Origin of the sequence: Enterobacter sp. JBIWA005, assembly GCF_019968805.1 — a bacterium.
Lineage (GTDB): Bacteria > Pseudomonadota > Gammaproteobacteria > Enterobacterales > Enterobacteriaceae > Enterobacter > Enterobacter vonholyi.
Genome location: NZ_CP074159.1, coordinates 3,499,736 through 3,512,281, shown reverse-complemented (window position 1 = coordinate 3,512,281; position 12,546 = coordinate 3,499,736). Strand labels below are relative to the sequence as shown.

The following is a 12,546-nucleotide window of genomic DNA, read 5'->3' as shown; positions in this document are numbered from 1 at the left end:
TTTCTGACACCGACAAGCAAACCACGTTCAACTCGCGAGCAAGCCCCTATTTTTTCATCGGTTCGCCGTCCTGCCAGGCTTTTTGCAGCGCAGGCCAGTAGTCGCGGTTGGCCTCGATCATCTCGTCAAGAATCGCTTTCGCATGTTCCATGGTCGGCATGGTGCGGTTGAGGGTGAACGCCTGCAGGGCTTTCTCATAGCTGCCCTCGATGGTCGCCTCCACCAGAAGCTGTTCCGAGGCGAGCTGCTGTTGCAGCAGGGTCTGATGGAACAGCGGCACCTGACCGAGGCGAATCGGTTCCGGGCCTTCGGCGGTGATATAAGCGGGCACTTCGACCACGGCATCATACGGCAGGTTGGCGATCGCCCCACGGTTTTCCACCATTACCAGATGTCGGCTGCGCAGGTTAAAGGCCAGCGAGCAGGCGACATCAACAATAAACTCGCCGTGGACGCCCACGTGGAAGGCATCCGGTAGGATCCCGGTTCGCTTATATTCTTCGGCAGCGGCGAACAGCTTTTTCTCACGCCCGTCCATCACTTCATTGGCGCGGGTATAGTCCGGGTTCTGATGCTCCACAATCTGGTTCGGCATCAGGTAGTACTGCAGATACGGGTTCGGCAGATACTCCGGGAAGTTGTCCATGATCGGCTTGATATTGCGCCAGGTCTTCACCCATGAAGGATCGGAATGCTGCGGATCGGTTTTAGCCGCGTCTTCCGTCAGCAGGCCAAACTTTGCGATATGCTTACGCAGCTCGGGCAGCTTGTCTTCGCCGTCCACCAGCACGCGGGTAAACCAGCCGAAGTGGTTCAGGCCGAAGTAGTCGACCTCCAGCTTGTGGCGATCGACACCCAGAATTGCCCCCATATTGCGCATCGCGGCCACCGGCATATCGCAGATATTCAGCACCCTCGCGTTCGGGCGCAGACGCCGCACGCCCTCCGCGACGATCGCTGCCGGGTTGGAATAGTTCACGATCCAGGCTTTTTCATGCGCGTAGCGATCGACCAGATCGATAAGCTCCACCATCGGCAGGATCGTGCGCAGGCCGTAGGCAAGCCCTCCGGGTCCGCACGTTTCCTGGCCCACCACGCCGTGACGCAGCGGGATCTTCTCATCCTGCTCGCGCATTTTATACTGGCCGACGCGCATCTGGGCGAAGACGAAATGCGCGCCGCTGAAGGCCACTTCCGGATCGCTGGTGACGGTAAATTTGATGCTCTGACTGTGGTCGCGAATCACCTTCTCGACGACGGGCGCAATGGTGTTTTGACGCGCCTCGTCGATGTCATAAAGGCGGATTTCGGCCAGAGGGAAATCCTGCAGGCGCACCATCAGGCTTTTCACAATACCCGGCGTGTAGGTGCTGCCGCCGCCGGCAATCGACAGAATGAATGGGGGTGTAAACATCTTTAGCTCCTTTCAGAGAAACGTCTCAACGGCTTCTCGCATTTTTTTGACGTGCAGCCCGTAGACCACCTGAACGTTGTTACCTTGTTTGATAATCCCTTTCGCGCCGGTCGCCTTCAGCCGCGGCTCGTCGATAATAGCGACGTCCTTCACCGTGACGCGTAAGCGGGTGTAGCAGTTATCCACGACCTGAATATTTTCCCGGCCGCCGAGACCTACCACGATGGATTCGCCCAGCCCGTCGTTATTCCCCTTCGCCTGGTATTCCTGCTTGCTGTAAAGGCGCGTTTCCTTGTCGTCATCCTCACGGCCCGGCGTTTTCATGTTGAAGCGCAGGATCAGGAAGCGGAACACCACGAAGTAGAGGGCAAACACGATCATCCCCACCACGATGTACATCGGCCAGTTGGACTTCTCCGTGCCGAGCGGCAGGTTGTAAAGGATGAAGTCGATAATCCCGTTGGCGCCGATGGCGTGAACGCCCAGCAGCGAGAACAGCATCATGCCGATGCCGGTCAGCACCGCGTGCACCACGAACAGCAGCGGGGCGACGAAGAGGAATGAAAACTCAATCGGCTCGGTCACGCCGACCAGCAGCGAGGTCAGCGCCGCGGGGATAAGAATGGCTTTCGCAATGACTTTACGCTCCGGCTTTGCGGTCATATACATCGCCAGCGCGGCGGCAGGCAGGCCGAACATTTTGCTGATGCCGCGCGCGTCCCACACCACCGTGCTGCTGAGCTGCTTCACGTCCGGGCAGGCCATCTCGGCGAAGTAGATATTGCGCGCGCCCTGATAGGTTGCGCCGCACACCTCCTGCGTACCACCCAGCTCGGTATAGAGAAACGGCGTATAAACCAGATGGTGCAGGCCAGTGGGAACCAGAATGCGTTCCAGGAAGCCGTAGATGGCCACGCCAAACGGTCCGGAACCTTTGATGGCCAGCGCCAGGGCGCTAATACCGTGCTGGGCAAACGGCCACAGTTCACTCATCACCACGCCGAGCAGCATGGAGACCGGAAGCATTACAATGGCGACAAAATAGTGGCCGGAGTAAATCGCCATCGCGCCGTTAAACTGTACGCCGGAGTATTTATTGTACAGATATCCGGAGAGCGCCCCGGTCAGGATCCCGGCAAAGACCCCCATCTCCAGCACCTGCACGCCCAGCACCATGGTCTGTCCGGCCGCTTTCATCTGGGCTGCTGGTGCCAGCGCGCCCTGCAGCAGCAGCGTGACGTTCATGGCGTTGATGAACACGATAAAGGTGACAAGGCCAATCAGTGCGGCATAGCCTTTATCACGCGTCGCCAGACCAATCGGAATACCGACGGCAAACACTAGCGCCAGGTTAACCAGCACCGACACGGCAGATTTCGCGATAAGCTGACCAGTATGCTGAATCAGAGGATGTCCGAGAAACGGCAGGTACTCCGCGAGATTACCGTTACCCAGCACGTTACCAAAGGCGATAAACAGACCGACGATCGGTAAGATAAGTACCGGTCCGTACAATGATTTTCCGAAATTTTGTAGGGCGTTCACGGCTCGTTTCATGGCTTTCTCTCTTATTGAACCGCGCACTCGGGGTGCGTCATGGTCATAAAACTAGCAGTCTTCAGGCACGTTTATCTAGCTATCTTATTGTTTTAAAAACAAATGACTTGGAAAGTAACATGTGACGTTATGTCTTGTGATCGCGGTTCCATCACGGCGTAGCGGCGTGATGCCATTCTGCGAGGCGCTTTCCAGACTCTAAAATTGGACTTTTTGAATTAATGAAACTTGCGGATAATACTTATCCGGACGACGACCAACAGGCCCCCTGGGCCAGGGACAAAGGATGAAACCGTTTCGCTTAGCCGCGCTCTCTCTTGCGCTGCTTACCACGTTTACGCTTGTCGGCTGTGATAACAGCGACGATAAATCTCAGGCTGCGGCTCCCGCGGCATCCACCGCATCCACACCAAAAGCCGCGGAAAAGCCCAATGCTGAAACGCTGGCTAAACTGGCCGCCCAGAGTCAGGGAAAAGCGCTGACCTTGCTGGATGCCTCTGAAGTCCAGCTAGACGGTGCTGCCACGCTGGTGCTGACCTTTTCTGTTCCGCTGAATCCTGAACAGGATTTCGCGAAAACAGTGCATGTCGTGGATAAGAAAAGCGGCAAGGTTGACGGGGCGTGGGAACTTGCGCCTAACCTGAAAGAGCTTCGCCTGCGCCATCTGGAGCCTAACCGCAACCTGGTCGTCACCGTTGAACCAGGCCTGCAGGCGCTGAACAAAGCGACGTTTGGTACTAATTATGAGAAAGCCCTGACCACCCGGGACATTGAGCCCACCGTCGGTTTTGCCAGCCGCGGCTCGCTGCTGCCGGGTAAAGTGGTGGAAGGTCTGCCAGTGATGGCGCTCAACGTCAACAATGTCGATGTCAACTTTTACCGCGTGAAGCCTGAATCGTTGGCCTCCCTTGTTAGCCAGTGGGAGTACCGTAACTCGCTGACCAACTGGGAATCCGACAACCTGCTGAAGATGGCGGAACTGGTTTACACCGGTCGATTCGATCTTAATCCGGCGCGCAACACGCGCGAAAAATTGCTATTGCCTCTGAAGGATATTAAACCGCTCCAGCAGTCTGGCGTTTATATCGCGGTCATGAACCAGGCCGGGCACTACAATTACAGCAACGCCGCGACGCTCTTTACCTTAAGCGATATTGGACTCTCCGCTCACCGTTATCATAACCGCCTGGACATCTTCACCCAGAGCCTGGAAAACGGGGCGGCGCAGTCCGGGGTTACCGTTACCCTGCTGAATGACAAAGGGCAGACCCTTGCCGAAGCAAACAGCGATGCCGACGGCCATGCGAAGCTTGAAACCGACAAAGAGGCCGCGCTGATCCTGGCCAGCAAAGACGGCCAGACCACGCTGCTTGACCTCAAGCTGCCGGCGCTCGATCTGGCGGAGTTCGATATTGCCGGTAGCCCCGGCTACAGCAAGCAGTTCTTTATGTTTGGCCCGCGCGATCTCTACCGCCCGGGTGAAACGGTGATCCTCAACGGCCTGCTTCGCGACAGTGACGGTAAGCCACTTCCGGATCAGCCCGTGAAGCTTGACGTGCTGCGTCCGGATGGACAGGTCGCGCGTACCATTGTCGTCAAGCCAGAGAACGGGCTCTATCGCTTTAACTATACGCTGGACAGCGGAGCGCAGACCGGCATGTGGCATATCCGCGCCAACACGGGCGATAACCTGCAGCGTCTGTGGGACTTCCATGTCGAAGACTTCATGCCAGAGCGCATGGCGCTCAACCTGAGCGGACAAAAAACGCCGGTATCACCGCAGGATAACGTCGACTTTAACGTGGTGGGCTATTACCTGTATGGCGCACCGGCCAACGGTAATTCTCTGCAGGGCCAGCTTTTCCTGCGTCCGCTGCGTGACGCGGTGTCTGCGCTGCCGGGCTTCCAGTTTGGCGATATCGCCGAAGAGAACCTGAGCCGCAGCCTGGATGAAGTGCAGCTTACGCTTGATGAGCAGGGGCGTGGGCAGGTTTCTACCGAAAGCCAGTGGAAAGAGGTGCATTCTCCGCTGCAGCTGATATTGCAGGCCAGCCTGCTGGAGTCCGGTGGCCGTCCGGTAACGCGTCGTGCTGAGCAGGCTATCTGGCCGGCGGCTGAGTTGCCGGGGATTCGCCCTCAGTTCGCCAGTAAAGCCGTTTATGACTACCGCACCGATACCACCGTCAACCAACCGATTGTTGACGAGAACGGCAACGCCAGCTTCGACATCGTGTATGCCAATGCCAGCGGAGCGAAAAAAGCGGTTTCCGGGTTACAGGTTCGCCTGATCCGCGAGCGCCGCGACTACTTCTGGAACTGGTCTGAGAGCGAAGGCTGGCAGTCTCAGTTCGATCAGAAAGACCTGGTCGAAGGCGAGCAGGAGCTGACTCTCAAGGCCGATGAGACGGGTAAAGTCACCTTCCCGGTGGAGTGGGGTTCTTATCGTCTGGAGGTGAAAGCGCCTGATGAGATGGTCAGCAGCGTGCGTTTTTGGGCGGGGTATAGCTGGCAGGATAACAGCGACGGCACTGGGGCAGCGCGCCCTGATCGCGTGACGCTGAAGCTGGATAAGCCAGCCTATCAGCCAGGCGACACCATTAATCTGCACATTGCAGCGCCGGCCGCAGGCAAGGGCTATGCGATGATCGAATCCAGCGAAGGGCCGCTGTGGTGGAAGGAGATCGACGTACCGGCAAACGGGCTTGATCTCGCTATCCCGGTCGACAAAGCCTGGAGACGTCACGATCTTTATCTGAGTACGCTGGTGGTACGTCCTGGGGATAAATCCAAATCCGCTACGCCGAAACGCGCGGTCGGCCTGCTGCATCTGCCGATGGGCGACGAAAACCGTCGCCTGAATATTGCGCTCGATAACCCACAGAAAATGCGTCCAAACCAGACGCTCTCGGTGAAGGTGAAAGCCAGCGTGAAAGAGGGTGCCGTGCCGCAGAAGGTTAACGTCCTGGTATCGGCGGTGGACAGCGGCGTGCTGAACATTACCGATTACGTGACGCCGGATCCCTGGCAGGCTTTCTTTGGTCAGAAGCGCTACGGCGCGGATATCTACGACATTTATGGTCAGGTCATTGAAGGGCAGGGCCGCCTGGCTGCGCTGCGCTTCGGTGGTGATGGGGATGAACTGAAGCGCGGCGGCAAACCGCCGGTGAACCACGTCACCATCATTGCCCAGCAGGCACAGCCGGTCACGCTGGATGCCAACGGGGAAGGCACGATTACGCTGCCGATTGGAGACTTTAACGGTGAGCTGCGTCTGATGGCGCAGGCCTGGACGGAGGACGATTTCGGTAGCAGTGAAAGCAAGATTATTGTGGCCGCGCCGGTTATTACCGAGCTTAATACCCCACGCTTCCTGGCAAGTGGGGACACCTCACGCCTGACGCTGGATCTAACCAACCTGACCGACCAGCCGCAAACGCTGAACGTTGCCCTGACCGCAACAGGCAAATTATCGCTGGAAGGCGGGCAGCCGCAGCCGGTGCAACTGCCTCCGGGGGCACGAACCACCCTCTTTATTCCGGTGCGTGCGCTGGAAGGCTATGGTGACGGTGAGGTGACAGCACAGGTTACCGGCCTGCAGCTTCCGGGCGAGACCTTTGCGCCACAGCAGAAGAGCTGGAAAATCGGCGTGCGTCCGGCGTTCCCGGCGCAGACGGTCAATACCGGTGCCATGCTGAACCCTGGCGAATCCTGGACCGCACCGGCGCAGCACAGTAACGGTTTCTCTCCTGCCACCCTGCAGGGGCAACTGCTGCTGAGCGGAAAACCACCGCTCAACCTGGCGCGCTACATTCGTGAGCTGCAGGCCTATCCGTATGGCTGCCTGGAGCAGACCGCCAGCGGCCTGTTCCCGTCGCTCTACACCAACGCGGCGCAGCTTACTGCACTTGGCATCAAGGGCGACACCGATGACAAGCGCCGTGCCGCCATTGATATCGGTATTTCCCGTCTGCTGCAGATGCAGCGTGAAGACGGCGGGTTCGCGCTGTGGGATAAAAACGGTCCGGAAGAGTACTGGCTGACGGCCTACGTGACCGACTTCCTGGTGCGCGCGGGCGAGCAGGGTTACAGCGTACCTGCCGATGCGGTGAATAACGCCAATAGCCGCCTGCTGCGCTACCTGCAGGATCCGGGCATGATGTCCATTCGCTACAGCGACGATACTCAGGCCAGTAAATTTGCCGTGCAGGCCTATGCCGCTCTGGTGCTGGCACGTCAGCAAAAAGCACCACTGGGCGCGCTGCGTGAAATCTGGGAACGTCACGCTCAGGCGGCGTCCGGGCTACCGCTGATGCAGCTGGGCATGGCGCTCAAGCTGATGGGCGATGCGCCGCGCAGCCAGCAGGCGCTGGATCTGGCGCTCAAAACACCGCGTAACGACAGCAAAACCTGGATGGCCGATTACGGCAGCCAGCTTCGCGATAACGCGCTGATGCTCTCCCTGCTGGAGGAGTACAAGCTGCTGCCGGATGCGCAGAATACGCTGCTGAATGCTCTGTCTGAACAGGCCTTCAGCCAGCGCTGGCTGTCAACGCAGGAGAGCAATGCGCTGTTCCTGGCCGGACGTTCGCTGCAAACCTTGTTCGGTACATGGCAGGCGAAAACCTCTCTGTCTGAGACCGCATCAGGCGGCGATAAGTCACTGGTACAAAACGTGAGCGGCGACCAGCTTGGCGCGCTGCAGGTGACCAATACCGGCACGACTCCGCTGTGGGTGCGTCTGGACAGCATCGGCTATCCGGAATACGCCCCTCAGCCGAGCGCGAACGTGCTGCAGGTTGAACGTCATATCCTGGCAACCGACGGCAGTACTAAATCACTCTCTTCCCTGAAGAGCGGTGAGCTGGTGCTGGTGTGGCTGGAAGTTAAAGCCAGCCAGAACGTGCCGGATGCGCTGGTGGTGGATCTCCTCCCTGCGGGTCTGGAGCTGGAAAACCAGAACCTGGCAAGCAGCAGCGCCAGCCTGCAGGACAGCGGTAGTGAAGTACAGAACCTGCTCAGCCAGATGCAGCAGGCGGACATTCAGCATATGGAATTCCGCGACGACCGCTTTGTGGCCGCCGTGCCGGTAAATGAAGGTCAGCCGGTCACGCTGGTCTATCTGGCGCGCGCCGTGACGCCGGGAACCTACCAGGTGCCGGTTCCGATGGTCGAGTCCATGTATGTGCCGCAGTGGCGGGCAACGGGGGCGGCCAGTGGCCCGCTGATTGTTGTTCCGTAATATGCGAATGGCACGTTTGACACGCTCCCGCTGGCTCTGGCTGGCGGGAGCGCTTCTCGTTTTATGGGGGCTAATTGTCGCCGCCGACAGCCTGTGGCCGTTGCCTCTGAAAGAGGTTAACCCTGCCCGGGTGGTGGTGGATGAGAAGGGCACGCCGCTCTGGCGTTTTGCCGATAGCGATGGGATCTGGCGCTATCCGGTGACGATCGAAGAGGTATCTCCCCGTTATCTTGAGGCGCTGATTCAGTATGAAGATCGCTGGTTCTGGGATCACCCCGGCGTAAACCCGCTTTCTGTTCTGCGCGCTGCCTGGCAGGATCTCACTTCCGGAAGAGTGGTTTCTGGCGGCAGCACGCTCACCATGCAGGTCGCGCGACTGCTGGACCCGCATCCGCGCACCGTTGGCGGCAAAATTCGCCAGCTCTGGCGTGCCATGCAGCTGGAGTGGCATCTTTCCAAGCGTGAGATCCTCACGCTCTATCTCAACCGCGCCCCGTTTGGCGGTACGCTGCAGGGCGTGGGGGCTGCAAGCTGGACGTATCTGGGCAAGCCGCCGTCGCAGCTCAGCTATTCCGACGCGGCGCTGCTGGCGGTGCTGCCGCAGGCACCGAGTCGTTTACGCCCGGACCGCTGGCCTGAGCGGGCCGAAGCGGCACGCAACAAAGTGCTCGACCGCATGGCGACGCAGGGCGTCTGGTCCGCAAAGCAGGTCAAAGAATCCCGTGAAGAATCAGTATGGCTGGCGCCCCGGCAGATGCCGCAGCTGGCGCCGCTCTTTGCACGGATGATGCTCGGCAAAAGTCGCGACACGAAAATTGTCACCACGCTGGATGCCGGACTGCAGCGGCAGCTGGAAGAGCTGGCAATGAACTGGAAATCCCGCCTGCCGGCACGCAGCTCGCTGGCGATGATCGTGGTCGATCATACCGATATGAAAGTGCGCGGCTGGGTGGGGTCGGTGGATATCAACGATGACACGCGTTTCAGCCACGTGGATATGGTCAATGCGATCCGATCGCCGGGATCGGTGTTAAAGCCCTTTATCTACGGCATGGCGCTGGATGAAGGACTGATCCATCCCGCCTCGCTGCTTCAGGACGTTCCAAGAAAAACCGGTGATTATCGCCCGGGAAATTTTGACAGCGGTTTCCACGGACCGGTCAGCATGAGTGAAGCGCTGGTGCGCTCTCTCAACCTGCCGGCCGTACAGGTGCTGGAAGCCTACGGACCAAAACGGTTTGCCGGGATGCTGAGCAATGCAGGCTTGCCGCTGATCCTGCCAGCGGGGGCGCAGCCAAATCTGTCTCTGATCCTCGGCGGGGCAGGCGCGCGGCTGGCAGATATCACCGCTGCCTACAGCGCCTTTGCCCGACACGGTAGGGCGGGAAGGCTGCGCCTGCAGCCGGGCGATCCGCTGACTGAACGTCCGCTGTTATCACCGGGCTCGGCGTGGATTATTCGCCGGATTCTTGCCAATGAAGCGCAGCCGCTGCCGGATAATGCGCTACCGCAGGTTGCGCCGCTGGCGTGGAAAACCGGCACCAGCTACGGCTACCGTGATGCCTGGGCCATCGGTCTGAATGCCCGTTACGTGATAGGCATCTGGACCGGGCGACCGGACGGTACGCCCGTGGCGGGACAGTTTGGGTTTGCCAGCGCGGTGCCGCTATTAAACCAGGTCAATAACCTGCTTCAGTCGCGCTCAACGGTAGACGAAGCCCGCCTGCCGCGCGATCCGCGTCCGGAGAGCGTCGGGAGGGGCGTAATCTGCTGGCCGGGCGGCCAGTCGCTGCCGGAAGGCAGTGAAAACTGTCGACGTCGCCTGTCGACCTGGCTGCTGGATGGGAGTGAACCGCCCACGCTGCTCTTGCCCGAACAGGAAGGCATACGCGGGATCCGTTTCCCGGTCTGGCTGGATAAATCAGGTAAACGCGTGGCGGCAGATTGCCCGGATGCTACAGAGAAAGTCCTGGATGTCTGGCCACTGCCGCTGGAGCCGTGGCTACCCGCAACCGAGCGTCGTGCGGTACGGGTCCCTCCTTCATCAACAACCTGTCCTCCGCTGTCGCAGGACGCACCTGCGCCACTCATTCTGACAGGCGTGCGCGAAGGGGCCGTCATCAAACGTCTGCCGGGGGAACCCCGCGTTTCGCTGCCGCTTCAGGCGACCGGCAATAGCGGTGAGCGCTGGTGGTTTTTGAACGGTGAACCGCTGAATGTGAAGGGAAGAGTTTACACATTACAGCTTGATAAACCGGGCGATTATCAGTTACTCGTTATGGATGAGACCGGGCAGGTCGCGACGGTGAATTTTACGCTGCAGTGACCTGAAAAAAGCTTTCTGATGTGAGCTGTTGCTAAAACTCGTCTTATTTTAAAAAAATGTTACCTGAATCCATAGGCAATGGCGCCATTGCTCATTATAATCCGCGCCACACCATACTCAGGTATGCAAAACAACAGAACATTGACAGAGGTTATCATGGCTATTGAACGTACTTTTTCCATCATCAAACCAAACGCGGTGGCAAAAAACGTTATTGGCAGCATCTTCGCTCGCTTTGAATCTGCAGGGTTCAAAATTGTTGGCACCAAAATGCTGCACCTGACCGTTGAGCAGGCTCGCGGCTTCTACGCTGAGCACGAAGGTCGCCCATTCTTTGACGGCCTGGTTGAGTTCATGACCTCCGGTCCAATCGTGGTCTCCGTGCTGGAAGGCGAAAACGCAGTGCAGCGTCACCGTGATCTGCTGGGCGCAACCAACCCGGACAACGCGCTGGCTGGTACTCTGCGCGCTGATTATGCAGATAGCTTCACCGAGAACGGTACCCACGGTTCTGACTCTGTTGAATCTGCTGCACGCGAAATCGCTTTCTTCTTCGCTGAAGGCGAAGTGTGTCCACGTACCCGTTAATTTAACGGTTTCGTTTACACATTATTTTCGTAAATGCCGCGTCCAGACGTGGCATCCCTGCGCCAGACTTTGTACAATGCAACGCCCCGGACGAGCAGACCGCTTTCCGGGGCGTTTCTATTTAACCCTCCATGGGCCATAACGTGTAACAACGAGGCCGGTAAATATTATGTCTGAATTAGTGAATACCTCCGAAGTCGCCATTCCTGCGGTTCCCAATAAAAATGGAAAAATCAACCTGCTGGATCTGAACCGTCAGCAGATGCGCGAGTTCTTTAAAGAGATGGGCGAAAAGCCGTTTCGTGCCGATCAGGTCATGAAGTGGATGTACCATTACTGCAGCGACAATTTTGATGACATGACTGACATCAACAAGGTGCTGCGCAACAAGCTCAAAGAAGTGGCTGAAATCCGCGCGCCGGAAGTGGTGGAAGAGCAGCGCTCCGCGGATGGCACCATCAAATGGGCGATTGCAGTTGGCGATCAGCGCGTTGAAACCGTCTACATCCCGGAAGAAGACCGCGCTACGCTGTGCGTCTCCTCCCAGGTTGGCTGCGCGCTGGAGTGCAAATTCTGCTCAACCGCGCAGCAAGGCTTTAACCGTAACCTGCGCGTTTCAGAAATTATTGGCCAGGTCTGGCGTGCCGCGAAAATCGTGGGCGCGGCAAAAGTAACCGGTACGCGTCCTATCACCAACGTGGTGATGATGGGGATGGGTGAGCCGCTGCTGAACCTGACCAACGTCGTTCCGGCGATGGAAATCATGCTGGATGACTTCGGTTTTGGTCTGTCCAAGCGTCGCGTCACGCTGTCTACTTCTGGCGTTGTGCCTGCGCTGGACAAGCTCGGCGACATGATTGACGTCGCGCTGGCGATCTCCCTGCACGCGCCAAACGATGAAATTCGTGACGAAATTGTGCCGATCAACAAAAAGTACAATATCGAAACCTTCCTCGCTGCGGTGCGTCGCTACCTGGAGAAATCCAACGCCAACCAGGGCCGCGTCACTATCGAGTACGTGATGCTTGACCACGTCAACGACGGTACTGAACATGCGCATCAGCTGGCTGAATTGCTGAAAGATACGCCATGCAAAATCAACCTGATCCCATGGAACCCGTTCCCGGGCGCGCCGTATGGCCGTAGCTCGAACAGCCGTATCGACCGTTTCTCCAAGGTGCTGATGGAATATGGTTTCACCACCATCGTGCGTAAAACCCGTGGTGATGACATTGATGCCGCATGCGGACAGCTGGCGGGCGATGTTATTGACCGTACCAAACGTACCCTGCGTAAACGCATGCAGGGCGAGACGATCGCGGTTAAAGCTGTTTGATTATTATGCACTCACGGCGCATTATCTGCGCCGTGAGGCATAGTCTTATGAATAATCAGTCAGATTCGTGATGACTGAACAATAAT

At 58.1% G+C, this 12,546-nt stretch carries 6 protein-coding genes; 4 read left to right on the top strand and 2 right to left on the bottom strand.

Annotated elements, in window-relative coordinates; genetic code table 11:
* Positions 1 to 46 precede the first annotated feature (46 nt).
* Together KGP22_RS16600 and KGP22_RS16595 are read right to left on the bottom strand one after the other, a co-directional pair.
* Positions 47 to 1,414 (bottom strand): 6-phospho-alpha-glucosidase, encoded by a 1,368-nt coding sequence (locus KGP22_RS16600; protein WP_149366378.1) that lies wholly within the window; start codon positions 1,412 to 1,414, stop codon positions 47 to 49.
* A gap of 12 nt (positions 1,415 to 1,426) precedes the next feature.
* Entirely contained in the window at positions 1,427 to 2,971 is a 1,545-nt protein-coding gene (locus KGP22_RS16595; protein ID WP_223580223.1) for a PTS transporter subunit EIIC, read from the bottom strand.
* A gap of 286 nt (positions 2,972 to 3,257) precedes the next feature.
* Between KGP22_RS16595 and KGP22_RS16590 the strand changes: the two genes are divergently transcribed.
* From KGP22_RS16590 to KGP22_RS16575, 4 genes are all read left to right on the top strand, one after another.
* The gene (locus tag KGP22_RS16590; RefSeq protein WP_223580221.1) at positions 3,258 to 8,210 is read left to right on the top strand and encodes an alpha-2-macroglobulin; all 4,953 of its coding nucleotides are present in this window, start codon (positions 3,258 to 3,260) and stop codon (positions 8,208 to 8,210) included.
* 1 nt (position 8,211) lies between these two features.
* Complete coding sequence (pbpC, locus tag KGP22_RS16585; protein ID WP_223580219.1) at positions 8,212 to 10,536, top strand: peptidoglycan glycosyltransferase PbpC; 2,325 nt, start codon at positions 8,212 to 8,214, stop codon at positions 10,534 to 10,536.
* 156 nt (positions 10,537 to 10,692) lie between these two features.
* Positions 10,693 to 11,124, top strand: coding sequence for a nucleoside-diphosphate kinase (gene ndk, locus KGP22_RS16580; RefSeq protein ID WP_003860625.1), 432 nt, complete (start codon positions 10,693 to 10,695; stop codon positions 11,122 to 11,124).
* A 169-nt stretch (positions 11,125 to 11,293) separates the two neighbouring features.
* On the top strand, positions 11,294 to 12,460 hold the full coding sequence (locus KGP22_RS16575; protein WP_014171168.1) for a bifunctional tRNA (adenosine(37)-C2)-methyltransferase TrmG/ribosomal RNA large subunit methyltransferase RlmN: 1,167 nt from the start codon (positions 11,294 to 11,296) through the stop codon (positions 12,458 to 12,460).
* Positions 12,461 to 12,546: the final 86 nt, after the last annotated feature.